At 53.5% G+C, this 18,761-nt stretch carries 17 protein-coding genes; 7 read left to right on the forward strand and 10 right to left on the reverse strand.

Going from position 1 to position 18,761, the window contains the following annotated elements; translation table 11 throughout:
• Positions 1–36 precede the first annotated feature (36 nt).
• A complete protein-coding gene (locus BFV67_RS09605; protein WP_069598208.1) occupies positions 37–447 on the reverse strand; it encodes a YybH family protein in 411 nt (136 codons plus the stop codon).
• A 286-nt stretch (positions 448–733) separates the two neighbouring features.
• On the opposite strand from BFV67_RS09605, the gene BFV67_RS23295 reads away from it, so the two are divergent.
• From BFV67_RS23295 to BFV67_RS09610, 3 genes are all read left to right on the forward strand, one after another.
• Positions 734–1,567 carry an HNH endonuclease gene (locus BFV67_RS23295; RefSeq protein WP_071965083.1) on the forward strand — a complete coding sequence of 278 codons (834 nt, stop codon included), beginning with the start codon at positions 734–736 and terminating at the stop codon, positions 1,565–1,567.
• Between the two features lie 208 nt (positions 1,568–1,775).
• Entirely contained in the window at positions 1,776–2,114 is a 339-nt protein-coding gene (locus BFV67_RS24185; protein WP_131641675.1) for a hypothetical protein, read from the forward strand.
• A gap of 304 nt (positions 2,115–2,418) precedes the next feature.
• Positions 2,419–2,664, forward strand: a complete 246-nt coding sequence (locus BFV67_RS09610; RefSeq protein WP_045335987.1) for a hypothetical protein — start codon at positions 2,419–2,421, stop codon at positions 2,662–2,664.
• A 145-nt stretch (positions 2,665–2,809) separates the two neighbouring features.
• On the opposite strand, the gene BFV67_RS09615 is transcribed toward BFV67_RS09610, so the two are convergent.
• The 3 genes from BFV67_RS09615 to BFV67_RS09625 all read right to left on the reverse strand — a co-directional run bounded on the left by BFV67_RS09615 (position 2,810) and on the right by BFV67_RS09625 (position 3,856).
• Positions 2,810–3,025 carry a DUF6500 family protein gene (locus BFV67_RS09615; protein WP_063435717.1) on the reverse strand — a complete coding sequence of 72 codons (216 nt, stop codon included), beginning with the start codon at positions 3,023–3,025 and terminating at the stop codon, positions 2,810–2,812.
• A gap of 95 nt (positions 3,026–3,120) precedes the next feature.
• Positions 3,121–3,432: a YebG family protein gene (locus BFV67_RS09620; protein WP_069598209.1), complete on the reverse strand. Its 312-nt coding sequence runs from the start codon at positions 3,430–3,432 to the stop codon at positions 3,121–3,123.
• Between the two features lie 70 nt (positions 3,433–3,502).
• Complete coding sequence (locus tag BFV67_RS09625) at positions 3,503–3,856, reverse strand: helix-turn-helix domain-containing protein (RefSeq protein ID WP_025911432.1); 354 nt, start codon at positions 3,854–3,856, stop codon at positions 3,503–3,505.
• Positions 3,857–4,193: 337 nt separating this feature from the next.
• Between BFV67_RS09625 and BFV67_RS09630 the strand changes: the two genes are divergently transcribed.
• Together BFV67_RS09630 and oqxB are read left to right on the forward strand one after the other, a co-directional pair.
• Positions 4,194–5,369 (forward strand): multidrug efflux RND transporter periplasmic adaptor subunit OqxA, encoded by a 1,176-nt coding sequence (locus BFV67_RS09630; RefSeq protein WP_069598210.1) that lies wholly within the window; start codon positions 4,194–4,196, stop codon positions 5,367–5,369.
• Between the two features lie 24 nt (positions 5,370–5,393).
• On the forward strand, positions 5,394–8,549 hold the full coding sequence (gene oqxB, locus BFV67_RS09635; protein WP_021241210.1) for a multidrug efflux RND transporter permease subunit OqxB: 3,156 nt from the start codon (positions 5,394–5,396) through the stop codon (positions 8,547–8,549).
• Positions 8,550–8,615: 66 nt separating this feature from the next.
• Here oqxB and BFV67_RS09640 read toward each other — a convergent pair whose 3' ends face one another.
• The 3 genes from BFV67_RS09640 to BFV67_RS09650 form a co-directional block, all read right to left on the reverse strand.
• Positions 8,616–9,095: an efflux pump transcriptional repressor OqxR gene (locus BFV67_RS09640; RefSeq protein WP_008502426.1), complete on the reverse strand. Its 480-nt coding sequence runs from the start codon at positions 9,093–9,095 to the stop codon at positions 8,616–8,618.
• A 137-nt stretch (positions 9,096–9,232) separates the two neighbouring features.
• Positions 9,233–10,621: a sensor histidine kinase gene (locus BFV67_RS09645; protein ID WP_069598211.1), complete on the reverse strand. Its 1,389-nt coding sequence runs from the start codon at positions 10,619–10,621 to the stop codon at positions 9,233–9,235.
• On the reverse strand, positions 10,621–11,298 hold the full coding sequence (locus BFV67_RS09650) for a response regulator (protein ID WP_039266239.1): 678 nt from the start codon (positions 11,296–11,298) through the stop codon (positions 10,621–10,623). Before BFV67_RS09650 ends, BFV67_RS09645 begins: the two co-directional genes overlap by 1 nt.
• Positions 11,299–11,501: 203 nt before the next feature.
• Here BFV67_RS09650 and BFV67_RS09655 point away from each other — a divergent pair, with 203 nt between their 5' ends.
• Together BFV67_RS09655 and BFV67_RS09660 are read left to right on the forward strand one after the other, a co-directional pair.
• Positions 11,502–12,338, forward strand: a complete 837-nt coding sequence (locus BFV67_RS09655) for a MipA/OmpV family protein (RefSeq protein WP_023292561.1) — start codon at positions 11,502–11,504, stop codon at positions 12,336–12,338.
• 392 nt (positions 12,339–12,730) lie between these two features.
• Positions 12,731–14,452 carry a SulP family inorganic anion transporter gene (locus tag BFV67_RS09660; RefSeq protein WP_069598212.1) on the forward strand — a complete coding sequence of 574 codons (1,722 nt, stop codon included), beginning with the start codon at positions 12,731–12,733 and terminating at the stop codon, positions 14,450–14,452.
• Positions 14,453–14,816: 364 nt separating this feature from the next.
• Here BFV67_RS09660 and BFV67_RS09665 read toward each other — a convergent pair whose 3' ends face one another.
• From BFV67_RS09665 to ynfE, 3 genes are all read right to left on the reverse strand, one after another.
• Positions 14,817–15,386, reverse strand: a complete 570-nt coding sequence (locus tag BFV67_RS09665) for a hypothetical protein (RefSeq protein WP_069598213.1) — start codon at positions 15,384–15,386, stop codon at positions 14,817–14,819.
• A 156-nt stretch (positions 15,387–15,542) separates the two neighbouring features.
• A complete protein-coding gene (gene dmsD / locus BFV67_RS09670; RefSeq protein WP_032651687.1) occupies positions 15,543–16,157 on the reverse strand; it encodes a Tat proofreading chaperone DmsD in 615 nt (204 codons plus the stop codon).
• Between the two features lie 93 nt (positions 16,158–16,250).
• Positions 16,251–18,692 (reverse strand): selenate/tellurate reductase subunit YnfE, encoded by a 2,442-nt coding sequence (ynfE, locus tag BFV67_RS09675; protein WP_069598214.1) that lies wholly within the window; start codon positions 18,690–18,692, stop codon positions 16,251–16,253.
• Between the last annotated feature and the right edge of the window lie 69 nt (positions 18,693–18,761).

An 18,761-nucleotide genomic window follows, 5' to 3' on the forward strand; every position in this document is an offset into this window, starting at 1 on the left:
GCGTGGAGGGGCGGCAGCGCCCCTTTGAAAGCGTGATTAACGCGATCGGTTCCCGGTATCCAGAAGCGACGTACCGTAGGAGTTGTCGATGGTACAAAGCCAGCGACCGTCGCTTTCCTGCCGAAAAACATAGGTCGCGCGGCGCGACATTTCCGTTGTCCCACCATGACCATCAGGAAAACGTAGAACGGTTTCCATGATAACGAGGGCATTGCCGCCACCTTCGATCACCTGCATCTCTCCTTGTTCCACAATCAATTGGTCCTGGAAATAATCCGAGATGGCAACAAACGCGCTGCGGATGTTTTCTTTGCCTTTAACCGTCATGCCGGGCTTGACCACCAGAGCTGCGTCTTCTGCGTAATACTCCATCAGGACATCATAGTTTTTGGTGGTGATGGCGTGGTCACAGGATTCGATGATCTGGCGTAGCGGATGTGGGGTCATGCGCGATTCCTCGTTGATGGGGGGAACGCGTATTAACATAACAGGCTGGCGTGTTTGTATAGCTACCAGGTTTTGTGGCTGGCAGGCTCTGGGTTTGAAGTGGAGGATTTAGTGAAGAATGTTACGTCTGCGATAGGATATAATGGGGCGGAACACTTAAATCCACAAATAATTTCATACTGGAAGTTACTAATAAGCATAAAGACGACATTGCTTCTACTAAGTGTTATGTATTTATATCGATGAAGAGTATTTTTGTAGAAAACCCTCTGAAAAGGCCAATGTAATGCATATTTTTGATGGGAATGGAAATAAACTTGATGCAGAGTGCTCTGTTTGTGAAGAGGATGGAATTTATGGACTAATCCTTGAATCTTGGGGGCCAACACATAGGAACAAGGATTATAATACAGCACTTGATTGTATCGTTGAGAGACTGATTGATTCCGGTGTAGATAACGTTATTGTATATCTGGCTTCATCCACAGTTAGAAAACATATGCCATCCATAACTGAAAGGAAAATCCATCCTGGAGAATTTTTCTCTCTTAAAGGTGATAATCCTCGAAACATTCGCTTGGAAATGTGTAGTTATCAGGCTCATTTTAGTAGTACAGGTAAAAAAGATGTTCCTTCCGGGAACAGGGCAAAGCGAATTATGATAAATGTTCCTGGTATCAATGGCGGCGAATTTTGGGAGCAGATAGTACTTGGGGAATTATCAGAACTTTTTCAACCTACAGAAGATGAGGCTGTTCTAAATGCAAGGGTTAGCAAGTTAATCAAACAAAATTTAAGCGAACCTAAAGGATATCAATCACCACTAGTAGTAGAGCGACTTCAAAAGGTCTATGCTCGAGATCCTAGAGTGAAGACGTGGATATTACAGAAAAGTAATGGAATTTGTGAAAGCTGTGGTGGAAATGCACCTTTTTATATAAATGATGGAATCCCATACCTGGAAGTACATCACGTAGTACCTCTTTCGTTATCCGGTACTGATACCATAAGCAACTGTGTTGCTCTTTGCCCTAATTGTCATAGAGCTTTGCATTATAGTCAAAATGCTAAAGAGCTAATTGAGATGCTTTACAATAAAATAGATAGATTGCAGAAGTGAACAGTACTCTTGTTAGAGTAATCTTTAGGCGGGCATCATTAGCCATTTAGCAATGCTGGACGGCTCGAGATGAGCCTGTGGTAAAAAACCATTGATTATTATTCGTGTCAATGGTTTTTTCCTCAATTGAAATTAATATAAAAACAAAAAATTTGTTCGTATAAAGAATGTCTGCTATCGGCGCAATACGGAGGGCGCCAAAAACAGTATGACTGTGATTTCAAATCAAGGTAACAATCGAACGTACCAGGTCATCACAACATTTGTACCCTATGGCACAGCCACAGCTGTGATCACACAACGCTATCGCCTCAACGTCATAACTGATGAAACAGGCCAAACACATAAAATCGATCCGAACAGTGTTAGCGTAACCAGTCCATACTCTGCGGAGATGGCTCAAAAAAATGAGACCCAGCTTCGCAGTGCCCCAGAGAGTTATCAATCTGACAGCATGGTGACAGTGACCGATTTCCCGAACTACACCATTCAAGGTTATGAAAATGGTCCTGTCACTCGGTGTGCTATTTTGTCTAAACACGAGTAGTTATCACCACCCGGATAAATATGGGTTAAGTATGAGCCGAGGGTTAACTGTTAAACTGTTACAACAAGTTGCACTGATTAAAGGGCAATAAATAAAGGGCTGCTTACACTCTAATGATTATATAGCGTGCCGATAACCACATCTGCTTTTGGCAAAAACTGACATTGCAAAATAAGTACGTCTGTTTTGAGCGAGGATCGGAAGTCAGAGTTCCTACTATTTTTAGCTGCAAGAGTCTGGAAGAGCTAATATATAGCATACTATTTTTGCGACCCACAACCAGTGCTCCGGATATATTGATCATATGCGTAAATTACAAAAACTAATTGCAGCCGAGCGTACCACCTTTTCACCGTACAGCAGCCTCTCTCCGAAGGCGATATCTCGTATCGCATCTAAATGTCGGAAGGATGAAGTTGCCGATGCGCATATCTTGATAAAGGAGTTGATGGCTGAGTTGGCCACAGTTCCTGATTGGGATGGTGATACGCATGATGACATATGGAGGTCCATCGAGCTGTTCAGAGCAATCCTGCAAAAGGTGAGATAAAAAAGATGCTAGCGTCCATTCATGGCACGATGTTGCAACAGCAGCTACTTTGGGTTTGACCAGATCACAGCCTCTAGCCTGGAAATAGACGGCGAGGTATTGCGAACCTGCTCTTTGCGTTTCAATCTATGTTTAGACGCAGGTTTTACAGGGCTGAGACGAGGTTTCTGATCTTTTCAGCCTTTTCAAAATGGTCCAGTTTCATTTCCATAATCCACCAGTGCGCCACTTCCATAAGCAGTTCAGGATCGTCATTTTTTTTAGCAAAAAAAGCATAGAACGAAAGCCCAACATCGCTTCCCTTAGAGGCAATTTTTGAATCACAGATCCTGATGATTTTTTCCTTCATTCCTTGCCGCACGCCATCTCCTTTACTCTTTCCATGTTCAGGATAAAAAAAGCCGCAAGCAGATGTCTGCTTACGGCTACAGGATCGTTAATATTGTTTTCTGGCAATCAGGCCGCCTTCACAGCCCTGATTTTTTTGGCTTCAGCCGCATCGGATTCTGTTTTATCAGCAGCAGCAGTGAGATCGGGAAGCTTGCTGGTACGCAGAATATGCTGCACGGTCTCTTTCTGCTCGGCGAGATACAGGCCAAGATTTTCAGCCTGCGTTTCATCCATCTGCATTCCGCTTTGTAACAGCCAGTCGGTGAACGCGTCTGCCATATCAAGCAGCTTGTCGTGAGCGTCAGCCTCTTTCTTACTGGCAAATGTCATTTTCTCTTCACCTTTTCTTACGACAACAAATTTTGTTTCAACAGCCATCGTGCACCTCGTTATACTGTATTTATATACAGTATAACAGCAACAAATCGACGTTGCAGCAAAATATGCATTACTGGCGAAGCTGCTGTGTTTCCGGGCCACCCATACTGCGTCGCCATGCCCCAGGCGCCTGACCATACTGGCGCTTAAAGCTGCGGTTGAAGGACTGCTGGGAGTCAAAGCCCAGCGCGATCGCCACGTTCAGAATCGGTTCGTCGCTGTGGGATAACCGCTCAACCGATTTTTGCAGCTTTTGCGCGCGAATATACCCGGCGAGGGGATAGCCCGTATGCTCTTTGAACAGGCGCTGGAGATGCCATTTCGAGTAGCCGGAACGCCTGGCGACGGTCTCAATGTCCAGGCGGCTGTCCAGGTTGTTGTCGATCCAGTCGAGTAAATCATGCATAAATGCGCCAGTGTTCATCTGGTTACCCCCACGCAGCGGATGAAAAAGTATCTTTGTCTGTTGCATTTAAAGGTGGCGCGTTTTTGCAGTAATTGCAAGTTTTATTGTTGCATTTAAATCCCTGACCGAAACGGGTCTTTTCACATCCGCTCAAATAGCACATAAAGTGCAACAATTATTCTTGCACTTAGTTAAGCGCCTTCCTACAATCGCCGCGAATAGTGTATTCGCAACTGTTACAGTTTTGTGGCGATGAACGACACAAATGGCCTTAAGACAGCCCCCGGACAAAGGAAGTGGCGCGGTGCCTCCTGCTGCGTCTTGCCCGGTGGCGACAATTATCGGAATAAAAATAATGAGCCTGCAAAAAACCTGGGGTAACTCTCCTCTGAGCGCGCTGGGGGCCATGTTGCTCTCCGTGCTGCTCGTCGGATGCGATAACAGCGTCGCGCAAAATGCCGCGCCACCTGCGCCTGCCGTGAGTGCCGCTGACGTGGTGGTGAAATCGATTAGCCAGTGGGATAGCTTTAACGGCCGGATTGAAGCGGTGGAGAGCGTTCAGCTGCGCCCGCGCGTGTCCGGCTACATTGATAAGGTGAATTACACCGACGGCCAGGAAGTGAAGAAGGGCGAGGTGCTGTTCACCATTGATGACCGTACCTATCGCGCCGCGCTGGAACAGGCGCAGGCGAACCTGGCGCGGGCCAAAACGCAGGCCAGCCTGGCGCAAAGTGAGGCTAACCGTACCGATAAGCTAATCAATACCCATCTGGTCTCACGGGAAGAGTGGGAGCAGCGTCGCTCGGCTGCCGTTCAGGCGCAGGCCGATATTCGCGCCGCGCAGGCGGCGGTTGACGCAGCCCAGCTCAACCTGGACTTCACCAAAGTGACCGCGCCTATTGATGGTCGCGCCAGCCGGGCGCTGCTCACCAGCGGGAACCTGGTGACTGCGGGCGATACCGCCAGCGTCCTCACCACGCTGGTCTCGCAGAAGACGGTGTACGTCTACTTTGACGTGGACGAGTCAACCTACCTTCACTATCAAAACCTGGCCCGCAGCGGGCAGGGGGCGTCCAGCAATCACACGGCGCTGCCGGTTGAGATTGGCCTGACGGGCGAGGAGGGCTATCCCCATCAGGGCAAAGTGGATTTCCTGGATAACCAGCTCACGCCGAGCACCGGGACCATCCGCATGCGCGCGCTGCTGGATAACTCACAGCGTCAGTTCACGCCGGGACTGTTTGCCCGCGTACGCCTGCCGGGCAGCGCGGAGTTCAAAGCTACGCTTATCGACGACAAGGCGGTGCTGACCGATCAGGATCGTAAATACGTCTATATCGTGGATAAAGAGGGGAAAGCGCAACGTCGCGACATTACGCCGGGACGTCTGGCAGACGGTTTACGCATCGTGCGGCAGGGGCTGAACCCTGGCGACAAAGTCATCGTCGAGGGTTTACAGAAAGTGTTTATGCCGGGTATGCCGGTTAACGCCAAAACCGTTGCCATGACCGCCAGCGCCGCCCTCAACTGATCCCTTGACCTGAGAATCCAACCCATGGACTTTTCCCGCTTTTTCATCGACAGGCCGATCTTTGCTGCCGTCCTGTCGATTCTGATTTTTATCACAGGGTTAATCGCCATCCCGCTGCTGCCGGTGAGCGAATACCCTGACGTCGTGCCGCCAAGCGTGCAGGTGCGCGCCGAGTACCCGGGCGCCAACCCGAAAGTGATTGCCGAGACCGTGGCGACGCCGCTGGAAGAGGCGATCAACGGCGTTGAGAACATGATGTACATGAAATCCGTCGCGGGCTCGGACGGCGTGCTGGTGACCACCGTGACCTTCCGTCCGGGGACTGACCCGGATCAGGCGCAGGTTCAGGTGCAGAACCGCGTCGCGCAGGCCGAAGCGCGTCTGCCGGAGGACGTGCGGCGTCTGGGCATTACCACCCAGAAGCAGTCGCCCACGCTGACGCTGGTGGTTCATCTGTTTTCGCCAAACGGTAAGTACGACTCGCTGTATATGCGCAACTACGCCACGCTGAAGGTGAAGGATGAGCTGGCGCGCCTGCCCGGCGTCGGCCAGATCCAGATTTTCGGCTCCGGCGAGTACGCGATGCGCGTCTGGCTGGACCCTAATAAAGTGGCGGCGCGCGGGCTGACCGCCTCGGACGTGGTCACGGCGATGCAGGAGCAAAACGTACAGGTCTCCGCCGGTCAGCTTGGCGCCGAGCCGCTGCCGAAAGAGAGCGACTTCCTGATCTCCATTAACGCCCAGGGCCGCCTGCATACCGAAGAAGAGTTTGGCAATATTGTCCTGAAAACAACGCAGGATGGTACGGTCGTCCGCCTGCGCGACGTGGCGCGGATTGAAATGGGGTCCGGGAGCTATGCCCTGCGTTCCCAGCTGAACAATAAAGACGCGGTCGGGATTGGTATCTTCCAGTCTCCTGGAGCGAACGCCATCGATCTGTCTAACGCGGTGCGCGCGAAAATGGACGAACTGTCGACGCGCTTCCCGGCGGACATGAAGTGGGCGGCACCTTACGATCCGACGGTCTTCGTGCGCGATTCGATCCGTGCGGTGGTGCAGACGCTGCTGGAAGCGGTGGTGCTGGTCGTGCTGGTGGTCATTCTGTTCCTGCAAACCTGGCGCGCGTCGATCATTCCGCTGATCGCGGTGCCGGTGTCGGTGGTGGGTACATTCAGCATTCTCTACCTGCTGGGCTTCTCGCTCAACACCCTGAGTTTGTTCGGGCTGGTATTGGCCATCGGTATCGTGGTGGACGACGCCATCGTGGTGGTGGAAAACGTCGAGCGAAATATCGAAGAGGGGCTTGCGCCGCTTGCGGCCGCGCACCAGGCGATGCGTGAAGTGTCCGGGCCGATTATCGCGATTGCGCTGGTGCTGTGCGCGGTATTTGTGCCGATGGCGTTTCTGTCGGGCGTTACCGGCCAGTTCTACAAGCAGTTTGCGGTGACGATCGCGATATCGACGGTGATTTCAGCGATTAACTCGCTTACGCTCTCTCCGGCGCTGGCGGCACTGCTGTTAAAGCCCCACGGCGCGCCGAAAGATTTCCCGACCCGGCTTATCGACCGTCTGTTCGGCTGGATTTTCCGTCCGTTTAACCGCTTTTTCCTCCGCAGTTCAAACGGCTATCAGGGGCTGGTGGGCAAAACGCTGGGACGGCGCGGTGCGGTATTCGTGGTTTACCTGCTGCTGCTCTGTGCCGCAGGCGTCATGTTTAAAGCGGTGCCCGGCGGGTTTATTCCCACGCAGGACAAGCTGTACCTGATTGGCGGCGTGAAAATGCCGGAAGGCTCCTCGCTGGCCCGCACCGATGCGGTGATCCGCAAAATGAGCGAAATCGGGATGAATACCGAAGGCGTGGACTATGCGGTCGCGTTTCCGGGGCTGAATGCGCTGCAGTTCACCAATACGCCGAATACCGGGACGGTCTTCTTCGGCCTGAAACCGTTCGACCAGCGTAAACATTCCGCGGCGGAAATTAACGCGGAGATTAACGCGAAAATCGCGCAAATCCAGCAGGGCTTTGGCTTCTCCATTCTGCCGCCGCCGATTTTAGGGCTGGGTCAGGGGTCGGGCTATTCCCTGTACATTCAGGATCGCGGTGGTCTGGGCTATGGCGCGCTGCAAAACGCGGTGAACACCATGTCCGGTGCAATCATGCAGACGCCGGGGATGCATTTCCCGATCTCAACCTACCAGGCTAACGTGCCGCAGCTGGACGTCCAGGTTGACCGCGACAAGGCGAAAGCGCAGGGCGTGTCGCTGACCGATCTTTTCGGGACGCTGCAAACCTATCTGGGCTCGTCGTACGTCAATGATTTCAACCAGTTCGGGCGTACCTGGCGCGTGATGGCGCAGGCTGACGGGCAGTTCCGCGACAGCGTGGAAGATATTGCGAATCTGCGTACCCGTAACAGCCAGGGCGAAATGGTGCCGATTGGCAGTATGGTTAACATCACGACCACCTACGGGCCGGATCCGGTGATCCGTTACAACGGCTACCCGGCGGCGGACCTGATTGGCGATGCCGACCCGCGCGTGCTCTCATCTGCACAGGCGATGACGCAGCTGGACGCGATGTCTAAGCAGATCCTGCCGAACGGGATGAACATCGAATGGACGGACCTGAGCTTCCAGCAGGCCACCCAGGGCAACACGGCGCTGATCGTCTTCCCGGTCGCGGTGCTGCTGGCATTCCTGGTGCTGGCGGCGCTGTATGAAAGCTGGACGCTGCCGCTGGCGGTGATCCTTATCGTGCCGATGACCATGCTCTCTGCGCTGTTTGGCGTCTGGCTGACCGGGGGTGATAACAACGTCTTCGTGCAGGTGGGGCTGGTGGTGCTGATGGGGCTGGCCTGTAAAAACGCCATTCTTATCGTGGAGTTTGCCCGCGAGCTGGAAATTCAGGGTAAAGGCATTATGGAAGCCGCGCTGGAGGCGTGCCGCCTGCGTTTACGCCCGATTGTGATGACCTCCATCGCCTTTATTGCCGGGACCATTCCGCTGATCCTCGGCCACGGCGCGGGTGCGGAAGTACGCGGCGTCACCGGGATCACGGTGTTCTCCGGTATGCTGGGGGTGACGCTGTTTGGTCTGTTCCTGACGCCGGTGTTCTACGTGACGCTGCGTAAGTTCGTCACGCGCGGCAAAAAAGAGGAAAGGGACGTGCTGCCCGCGTAGGGACGTTGCGGATAATAAAAAACCGCCTTCACAGTGAAGGCGGTTTTTTTTCGCATCAGGAAAACGTTATGACGTTTTTTGATACTGGGCAATGAGGTCGGGGAGCGGATCCCATCCGCTGCTGTCGGCGTTTTTCACCGCTTCCAGGGCGCTAGCCACGGTATGGCGCTCCAGTACCGCTAACGACGCCTGCTCAGCCTCTTCGGAAATCGATTTAAAGTACCAGCAGGCGTTAGCGCTGACCACGCAGCGGGCCGGTACGTCAGGGCGCGACGCCCACAGTTTTTTATCTTCGATAACCGAAAGGTAGATGTCGCGCAGGGTGATCTCTTCCGGCGGACGACCAAGATGAATGGAGCCGTTACGGCCAAGCGTTGAGACGATAATGCCGTCTCGCGTCAGCGGAACCATCAATTTGCGGATGAAGCTCGGGTTTGCTTCCAGACCGTAGGCCAGAATCGCGCTTGTCGAACGTTCACCCAATTGCTCCGCCATCGCTACGCTGAGAACCATCTGCAAAGCTGTCGGGAAGCGGTAATCTAACATTTCTCTGTCCTGGGTTGCGGTGAATCTTGTTCTTTTTGGCACCGCAGAGGTGAATAAGCAATAAACAACAATATAACAAATACGGTAATTATTTTGAAGCAATCTGCGGCATTTGCGATCAAACCCCCTGTTCTGCTTTAGCTAAACGTGCGGTTCGGGAAGTCAACCGTGACCAGGAGGCCACCTTCTGCAGATGAACCCAGATTTACGCTGCTGTTGTGTTGCTGCGCCACCGCTTTGACGATGGCAAGGCCCAGCCCGCTGCCGCTCTGCACCTGATTGGGATCGCGGAAAAAGCGGTCGAACACGCGCTCCTGCAGCTCATCCGGAATACCCGGGCCCGCATCGGAGACGCGCAGCTGAACGACGCGATCGCAGGCGCTCACGTCGACCTGAATCCGCCCGCCCTCGGGGCTGTATTTCACGGCGTTCTCAATGAGATTATCAATCAGCGACACCAGGCGTTCCCTGACGCCGTGGATCCAGACGTCATCCTCGGCAAAGAATTCCAGCTCAATTTTGCGCGCAGACGCTAGCGGTTCCAGCTCGGCCATTCGTTCCTGAATAAGCGTTGTCAGCGGCACGGGTTCCATCGCCGTATCAATGCGCGATTCACTGTGCATCATCAGCAGCAGCTGATTGACGAGGCGCGCGGCGCGGCTGTTGCTGCGAATCACGCCCGCAAGCAGCTCCTTCTGGCTCTCGCTGATGACCCAGGACTGCAGCGCCTCCACGTTGATGCGCATCGCCGCGAGGGGGGTACGCAGCTCGTGCGCGGCATCCGCGATGAAAATCCGCTCCCTTTCCGCGCTTTCACGCACCCTGGCAAGGAAGTCGTTGATCGCGTCCACCATCTGGCGAAGCTCCCGGTGCTTCGGTACGGCTCTTAAAGGGGAGAGGTCGTCCGGCGTGCGTAACGTAATTTCATTGACCACCTTATTCCATGGACGCATCGCAATGCGGATTGAGAGCCACGCGGGAAACAGCAGAAACGGGAAGCAGACCAGCAGCGGCAGGATGTAGTACCCGCGAGAGTTCAGATAGATAAAGAAGTTCCAGCCGCTGGCTGGCGTGAAGAGGGTGACCTCCACGTCAGAGTGAGGGGATTTAAGAGTGCGGCTGGTCCAGGTACGATCTTCACTCTGGACGTGCTCCAGTTCGCCGAACCGGGTGTTTGTTATCCCCGCAGGTGCACCGTCGGAGGCAAAAATAACGGCATTATTCTTGCGAACGATGAGGTTAATCGACAGCACGGGATCTTCCCCTCCGCCGTAACCTTCCCGCAGGGCCTGGCTAAAGGCTTCCAGCACGGCGGTACGATCCTGCGGACGTCCGTCCATACGCTCAACCAGGGTAAAAACGGTTTCGTATGTTTTACTGCCCGTGAGGATGGGAGGGCTGCGCAGGTCCTCCCACAGAATGAAGGTTAGAAAAAGACACCACAGCAGGGTCAGCAGCAGCATCTGGGCGATGATAATTCGGCGCACCAGCGTCGGGCGCCTCAGGTGATACCAGACGTTTTGCATTAACCGCTCACCTTTTGAATGGAGACGGTATCAATGACGTACCCGACGCCCCGGACCGTTCGCACATAGCCGTCGCCGATTTTCCGCCGCAAGTTTCCCATATGCACGTCGAGCGCGTTGCTGAGGTTCTCTTTGTTGCCGAATATCCTTTCTTCCAGAAACCGCCGGGTCAGCACGCGGTCCGCGCGCAGCATCAACGTTTCCAGCAGCGCGTATTCACTGGCCGTTAAATCGATATGGCGCGCACTCACCGTCACGCGGCGCGTCGGGATATGAAGAGAGAGCCCGCGAATTTCTATCGCCTCATTCTCAAAACCGTAGCTGCGCCGCGCAAGGGCTCGCACTCGCGCCAGCAGCTCGGCGAGTATAAAGGGTTTGACGAGATAGTCGTCCGCGCCGGCATCCAGGCCGCATAGGCGATCCTGCAATGTCCCTCGCGCCGTCAGGATGATGACGGGGATCCCCTTGAGCTGCTGGCGCAAACGCGTCATCAGGCTCATGCCATCGCCGTCGGGCAGCCCCAGGTCGAGCAAAATAAGTTCCGGCACGCAGACGTCAAGCTGATGTAGCGCATCCTCTTTACGGCGAACCCATATAACGTCAAACCCTTGATCTGAGAGGGCGATACGTACGCCATTGCCGAGATCCAGGTCGTCTTCGATAAGTAGAATTTTCACATTGGTAACGGTATCAACCGTGAATGAAGAATTTCTTAAGAAAAAAACGGTAGCAGGAAATCTGTCCGGATGACAGCACCCGCGCGCGCTTCAGTCTTTCTTCATTTTCGGCTCATAAGAACCTTAGGGTCACGCTTCAAAATGGGCGTTCCGGCGTTTAACCGCCTGCATCGTCATCATTTGCATCCATAAGGACTTCCTTAATGAGAAATATCGAACTGCGTCATACGTTCCCTCATTTACTTTCGGGCCGCTGCCTGAAAACCCTCGTGCCGGGCGTCGTTCTGGCGTTACTGGCTACGCCTGTACTGGCGGAAGAACAGCGCCAGGGTAACGTCTTAACCCTGGGGGGCGGCGTGGATGTGGGGCCGCGCTACTCGGGTTCAGAGAAAACCCGCGTCTCAGCGGCTCAGGTAGTGGATTATTCCATGGCAAATGGCTTCTTTATCGGCACCACGCGAGGGATCGGCTATGGTAACAATGTTGGCAACCTGGATTACAGCGCAGCGCTGAGCTATCGAGTTGGCCGTAAAGATAAAGACGTGAGCAGCGATTCCATCAGCTCCGGCAGCGACGAGCTGCGGGGCATGGGTGAGATTAAAGGCTCGGCTATCGTGGTACCCGGGCTGGGGTACAAGGTGACCGACTGGCTGAATCTGCAGCTGCAGGCTGAGGTACCGGTTTCAGAAAGGGACAACGGTGAAGCGGTACATTTCGGCATTTCCAGCCCGTTCTACACCTCACCCAAAAATGAGGTGACGATGGCGCTGACCGGCAGTTGGGGATCCGACAAGTATATGCAGACGTACTATGGGGTCAGCGCCGCCCAGTCGGCCGCATCGGGCTTTGCCCGACATGACGCCGGGGCCGGGATTTATGCCTGGTCGATGAACCTTGACTGGACCCACAAGCTCACCGCTCGCTGGAGCGTGCTTGCCTCTGCGGGCGTGACGCAGCTGACGGGGGATGCGGGCGATAGCCCGATTGTGCATCGTAAAACGTCGCCGACGGGGAGTTTGAAGGTGACATACAGTTTTTGAGCATGTGATAACGACGTATATGAGCCGCTCCGGTTAAGATGGCGGGGCGGTACTGCTGGGTGACGGGAAGAGTGATGGACTGTCTCAATCTCATGGTGTGTAACAACCTGCTCTCTATGCCAAAATGATTCAACATTAGCGATTAACGAGACTTATTGATATTGACCATTGTATTTATTCCATCACTTGCATGCATCACGGCATCCGGCACGGCCAACCCCGGTTAAGCCACAGTATCTGAACTACGTTTAACATCAGTCAGAATTATAAAAGAGTTAACGTTTTATTAGATTCGCAACAGTGTCGGCCTCCGTCCGGAGCATTTGAAAACCAGAACCTCACTAAGAAATGTGCCAACATGGCGCGAGTAATATCTCTGTCCGGAGAATAATGTGTTCGGAAAACTGTTGTTAAACTACATGCCAGGGCTACAAAATTTGTTGGCCTACGATAAAAGCTGGCTAAAGCATGATGTTAAAGCCGGGTTATCTGTTGCGGCCGTAGCGCTCCCTGTTGCGATTGCTTACGCTGAGCTGGCGGGGGTGGGGGCAATTGTAGGGCTCTATTCCTGCGTTTTACCGATGATAGCTTACGCACTGTTTGGCTCTTCACGCCAGCTTATTGTGGGCCCAGATGCCACAACCTGCGCGGTGATCGCGGCCGTCGTATTTCCGCTTTCTGCAGGAAACCCCGAACTGCACTGGCAGCTGACGATCATCATGACATTGATGATGGGCGGGTGGTGTTTGCTTGCCAGTAAATTTCGGCTGGGCGCGCTCGCCGATCTGCTTTCTCATCCCATTCTTACCGGTTTACTTAATGGCGTAGCCGTGACGATTATTGTCGGGCAATTAGGCAAGGTGTTGGGGATTAAGCTTGATGAAGCGCAGGTTATTGAAAAAATAATCGCCTTGCCAGGTCGACTTTCAGATAGCCATTTATTAACCGTAGGTATATCCCTTTTTACGTTAATTATTTTAATGGTGATCAAAACGTATCGCAGCCAGTGGCCAGCACCTTTAATCGCCATTGTAATAACAACGGCACTGGTATGGGTGACCTCTGCACAACAGTATGGGATTGCCACGATTGGGGGAGATGGCTTCCAGCCTGGTTTACCGGTCGTTCACTGGGGGGCGTTCCAGCCGGGGCCGATGCGTGATTTGGTGATCCCGGCGCTGAACCTGGCGTTGGTCAGTTTTGTCAGTCTGATGCTGACCGCCCGCAGTTTTGCCGCAAAAAATGGCTACGAAATTAATGCGGATGCAGAGTTCCGGGCGCTGGGTATTGCGAACATTATGTCGGGATTATCTCTGGGGTTTGCTATCAGTGGCGCCGATTCACGGACCGCGGTGAATGATTCGGTTGGGGGGAAAAGTCAGCTGGTTTCCGTGGTCGCCGCCTTGATCATCGGTATCGTCGTAGTATTTTTCACTCAGCCATTACAATTCATTCCGGTATCTGCGTTAGGGATTGTTCTAATGTATGCATCGTGGTCATTAATCGATTTACGTGGGCTATGGAACCTGAGGCGCAGAAATAAACAGGCCTTTCGCCTGGCCTTCTTCACGTTTGGCTGTGTGTTAATTATCGGCGTTATCCAGGGGATTGGCCTTGCGGTGTTGCTTGGGTTATTACAATTCCTTCGTACGGTGTTTCGCCCCTCTGAGCACCTGCTGGGCACTGACGAAGAGGGAATGATTCACTCGTTAGGGAATACCACCGATATAAAAATGGTCCCGGGCGTGCTGATGTATCGATTTAACTCACCGTTGACCTATTTTAATGTGGCTTATTTTAAACGTCGGGTATTGAACCTGGTTGATGGTGCAGCCATACAACCTAAATGGGTGGTCATTGATGCCGTTGCCTGCTTCACCTATTCAGACATCAGTGTCCTGGCAACCATTAATGAGTTAAAGCGCGATCTGAAAGGTCGACAGATTAAATTAATTCTTGCGGGCAGGAAAACGGAGTTAACACGCTGGTTTAAAGACAGTCGGCCAACAATGAATGATGATGACATGATTCTGGCGCCAGACCTCTACCTGGCACTTCGGTTCATTCAGAGCAAAGAGAGTGCGAGTGAGGGGGAATCAGTCGGTGATACATAACCAAATAGTGGTGAAAGGCTTGTAGCACATGCTACTGGCAGGCAGGGAACACTCACAATTACCCACAGGATGAGAATAAAGATAATGATGGTTTTCTGAAATATGGGATTATCCACTAAAAATGACTCCGACTTGCTCGCTGAAAAAGCAGAATAGAGGAACAGTCGTCACGTATCCACCACTAAATGTGGGGGTATGAATGAAATTTACCCTGATTTGATTTTGAGATGACCCTGCCCATAGCCGGTTTCTCCGCTGTGAATGCGCAATCTCTGGTGCGACGTATCATGCTGACGGCTATAAGCAAGGAGCGGACCTTGAGTACCATTCATTTTCGCCAGAACAAAAATAGATAGGGTCGTGCCTACAAATAAATAAACTCATAATTCACAATGTAACTTCCAATATTATTCACACGGGCCGTTACCCACACCCCAGTCATTCCCTGCTTACGGTGGCTGTGCAGATATTCTTTGTTTGTACAAAGCTGAATCCATCTGTTGGTGTTCTGATCTTTTAACCAGAGACCCGCTTCACAATGGCCATGCTTACCTCTCGAAGGCCCCGGAAAGACAACCTCATATTCAGATTCATAGCCAATTATTTTGTCCGGGAAGAGATAGACATAAATATCATAACAATTTAAGCTCAATACAAACCCAAGGCAAAAGCCGCTAAAAAAAGCACTGGCAATATATTCTAATGTTTTGTTAAAAGTGCGCAGGTAAAAAGCGCGCATAACAAAAATTGTTCCAATCAAAACGCCAAGTGAAATATATGTCATCCATTCAGGGACGGATTTTTTTAATATAGTATTATGGGAGATGCCAGATGCCCATGACATATACCAGAGCCATCCACCTAAAACGCTGAATATCACGGCTGTAACAAGTAATTTCTTGCGTTTATCTTCGAAAGAATAATTTTTAGTCATGGTTTTGTTTTGTATGTATCAAACGAAAGTGTTGACCTTACCAGGAAAAGCTATTTTATATTATTAAATTCAATATGCCTCCTGTTTCGAGTTAAATTTTTTAAGCTTCCTCTTTTGACCGTAGCTTGCTCGCTACCCGCGAGCAAGCCACACCCCTTAGCGATACAGCGTCTTTTCCGCAACCGGAATAAGGAGCCCGGATCGCCAGTCCGCGAGTGTCAGCTGCGCAAGCTTACCGAGCGCGGTATAAAACGGATGTCCGGCGTTGTCGACAAACACGGACAGGAAGCGGGTGCTCCACGGCAGCAGGTGCCACGCCAGAAGTTGAGCGCACTCCGCATCGCGGCCGTTCTCGGCCAGCCATGCCGCCAGCAGCAGCAAAGTCCCGAAGTGATCTTCCGGTTCATTCTGCTGCATTTCAAATGCGATAGCGTTCTCCCGCATCCACTGGCGCAGCGCGAGGGTCGAGTCGCCGAACAGCACGGATTCGCGGTCAAGCCAGACGGAGCCCCACGGTGGCGCGGGCAGGGCGTAAGGGCCAATAAACAGCCGTTGCCAGGCGTCCCTCAGCGGCTCATCGGCAGACGCGGCAAAGGTGTCAGCGACTGGCTGCAGCGTTCCTGGCGGCAGGGGCCAGTCCTGAACCCATTCGCCGGCGGTGAGAGCCTGCACCAGCGGCGCGGCCTGCTCGCTGTCTGGCGCGAAATAAAACAGCGCACCCAGCACCCGGGCGCTGAACGCGAACGATTCACGATGTGAGACATCTTTCATTACATCTTCCTTGCTCGCGCGGAGGGTGTCCGCGCGACTGAGTTAACCGATAATACAAACCATAGAATAAACCACGGTCACGCCATTCACCCGTTACACCTTCTCGATCTGTACCAGATTGGTGTGCTGCGGGTTGCCTTTGGCCAGCGGTGACGGGCGGTGCGTGGTCAGGGTGTTGATGCATGAGCCGTGGTCGACACGATCGCCACTCATATTGGCGTCGTGCCAGGCCCCCTGGCCCATGGCGCTGACGCCGGGCATGATGCGCGGCGTCACTTTCGCTTCAATTCGTACCTCGCCGCGGTCGTTAAAGACGCGCACCGTATCGCCGTTTTTAATGCCGCGTTTTTCAGCATCGACAGGATTAAGCCAGACCTCCTGGCGGCAGGCGGCTTTCAGCACGTCCACGTTACCGTAGCTCGAGTGGGTACGGGCCTTAAAGTGGAAGCCAAACAGCTGCAGCGGGAACCGCGCGCGCTCGGGCGCGTCCCAGCCGTCGAAGGTTGATGCGTAGACGGGCAGCGGGCTGATGGTCTCATCTTTTTCCAGCTCCCAGGTGGCCGCAATCTCCGCCAGCTTGCTGGAGTAAATTTCAATCTTACCCGATGGGGTTTTCAGCGGATTGGCTTCCGGGTTTTCACGGAATTTTTTATAGGCCACAAAATGGCCGTTCGGATCTTTGCGCTTGTAAATGCCCCTTTTTTTCAGCTCGTCATAGGACGGCAGTTTGGGATCTTTTTCGAGCATTTTGGCATACAGATACTGCAGCCACTGTTCCTGCGTCCGTCCTTCGGTGAATTTCTGGTGGATATCCGGCCCGAGGCGTTTCGCCACTTCGCTCATGATCCAGTAGATGGGCTTGCGTTCAAACTTCGGCGCGGTCACGGGCTGAAGGAATATCAGGTAGCCCATGTTGCCCGCATAATCGTTTGGAATGATGTCTTCCTGCTCGACGGTCATCAGGTCCGGCAACACGATATCGGCATACTTCGCTGACGATGTCATGAAGTTATCAATGACGACAATCATTTCGCACTTGCTTTCATCCTGCAGGATATCGTGGGTTTTATTGATATCGGAGTGCTGGTTGATGAGGGTGTTGCCCGCGTAGTTCCAGATGAACTTAATCGGCACGTCCAGCTTATCCTTGCCGCGCACGCCGTCGCGCAGGGCGGTCATCTCCGGCCCACGGGCGATGGCGTCCGTCCAGCTGAAGCAGGAAATTTGCGTTTTGACCGGGTTATCCGGCAGCGGCATACGTTCGATGGTGATGGTGTAGGTGGACTCACGCGCGCCGCTGTTCCCGCCGTTGATCCCGACGTTTCCGGTGAGGATCGGCAGCATCGCGATAGCGCGGGAGGTCAGCTCGCCGTTCGCCTGACGCTGAGGTCCCCAGCCCTGGCAGATATAAGCCGGTTTAGCGGAGCCGATTTCGCGGGCAAGCTTAACGATGCGATCGGCGGGAATACCGGTGATGCGGGAGGCCCACTCCGGCGTTTTCGCCGTGTGGTCATCGCCCTGGCCGAGAATATACGCTTTGTAGTGACCGTTAGCAGGCGCGCCTTCCGGCAGCGTTTTTTCGTCGTAGCCAACGCAGTATTTGTCGAGAAATGGCTGGTCGACCAGGTTTTCGTCGATTAATACCCAGGCAATACCCGCCACCAGCGCGGCATCGGTTCCCGGACGGATCGGGATCCATTCATCTTCGCGTCCGGCTGCCGTGTCGGTGTAGCGCGGGTCGATAACAATCATGCGCGCGTTGGACCGCTCGCGAGCCTGTTCCAGATAGTACGTAATCCCGCCGCCGCTCATGCGCGTTTCCGCCGGGTTATTGCCGAACATGACCACCAGTTTGGTGTTTTCGATGTCCGAGGTGCTGTTGCCGTCGTTGCTGCCGTAGGTGTAGGGCATCGCGCAGGCAATTTGCGCCGTGCTGTAGGTGCCGTAGTGGCTCAGGAAGCCGCCGTAGCAGTTCATCAGGCGCGCCACCAGCGAAGCGTAAGGGGAGGAGCGGGTGATATTGCCGCCGACAATCCCGGAAGAGTAGTTGATATACACCGCTTCGTTGCCGTAGTTGGCCACCACGTCTTTCAGGCTGGCGGCTATCGTTTCGAGCGCTTCATCCCACGTGATGCGCTCGAACTTGCCTTCGCCGCGTTTGCCCACGCGCTTCATCGGGTAGTTCAGACGGTCAGGGTGATTGATGCGGCGACGAATAGAACGTCCGCGCAGGCAGGCGCGCACCTGGTGATCGCCATACACATCCTCGCCGGTGTTATCCGTTTCGACCCAGTACACTTCGTTGTCGCGGACGTGCAGACGCAGCGCACAGCGGCTGCCGCAGTTGACCGAGCAGGCGCCCCACACCACGGTATCTTCAGGAGGCTGGACGGCGTGCTTTACCGCAGCGGCAGCGCTTTTAAGGCCAAAGGGAAGCGAGATCCCACCAGCGGCAAGCGCCAGAGAACCTATCGCCGTAGATTTTACGAGAGTTCGACGGCTAATTCCGCCGTCGTAATGTTCAGCATCGGACATGGCTCACCCCATCATTATTATTGCGTATTATTTCTCCCGAAATGATATCCGGGCTAATGATGGGGTGAG

The organism is Enterobacter roggenkampii, assembly GCF_001729805.1.
In the GTDB taxonomy this organism is placed as follows: Bacteria; Pseudomonadota; Gammaproteobacteria; order Enterobacterales; family Enterobacteriaceae; genus Enterobacter; species Enterobacter roggenkampii.

Excerpts from the sequence above, each read along its gene's own strand:
- BFV67_RS09605 (WP_069598208.1), bottom strand. The coding sequence starts at position 447 with ATGACCCCACATCCGCTACGCCAGATCATCGAATCCTGTGACCACGCC.
- BFV67_RS23295 (WP_071965083.1), top strand. The coding sequence starts at position 734 with ATGCATATTTTTGATGGGAATGGAAATAAACTTGATGCAGAGTGCTCT.
- BFV67_RS24185 (WP_131641675.1), top strand. The coding sequence starts at position 1,776 with ATGACTGTGATTTCAAATCAAGGTAACAATCGAACGTACCAGGTCATC.
- BFV67_RS09610 (WP_045335987.1), top strand. The coding sequence starts at position 2,419 with ATGCGTAAATTACAAAAACTAATTGCAGCCGAGCGTACCACCTTTTCA.
- BFV67_RS09620 (WP_069598209.1), bottom strand. The coding sequence starts at position 3,432 with ATGGCTGTTGAAACAAAATTTGTTGTCGTAAGAAAAGGTGAAGAGAAA.
- BFV67_RS09625 (WP_025911432.1), bottom strand. The coding sequence starts at position 3,856 with ATGAACACTGGCGCATTTATGCATGATTTACTCGACTGGATCGACAAC.
- BFV67_RS09630 (WP_069598210.1), top strand. The coding sequence starts at position 4,194 with ATGAGCCTGCAAAAAACCTGGGGTAACTCTCCTCTGAGCGCGCTGGGG.
- oqxB (WP_021241210.1), top strand. The coding sequence starts at position 5,394 with ATGGACTTTTCCCGCTTTTTCATCGACAGGCCGATCTTTGCTGCCGTC.
- BFV67_RS09640 (WP_008502426.1), bottom strand. The coding sequence starts at position 9,095 with ATGTTAGATTACCGCTTCCCGACAGCTTTGCAGATGGTTCTCAGCGTA.
- BFV67_RS09645 (WP_069598211.1), bottom strand. The coding sequence starts at position 10,621 with ATGCAAAACGTCTGGTATCACCTGAGGCGCCCGACGCTGGTGCGCCGA.
- BFV67_RS09655 (WP_023292561.1), top strand. The coding sequence starts at position 11,502 with ATGAGAAATATCGAACTGCGTCATACGTTCCCTCATTTACTTTCGGGC.
- BFV67_RS09665 (WP_069598213.1), bottom strand. The coding sequence starts at position 15,386 with ATGACTAAAAATTATTCTTTCGAAGATAAACGCAAGAAATTACTTGTT.
- dmsD (WP_032651687.1), bottom strand. The coding sequence starts at position 16,157 with ATGAAAGATGTCTCACATCGTGAATCGTTCGCGTTCAGCGCCCGGGTG.
- ynfE (WP_069598214.1), bottom strand. The coding sequence starts at position 18,692 with ATGTCCGATGCTGAACATTACGACGGCGGAATTAGCCGTCGAACTCTC.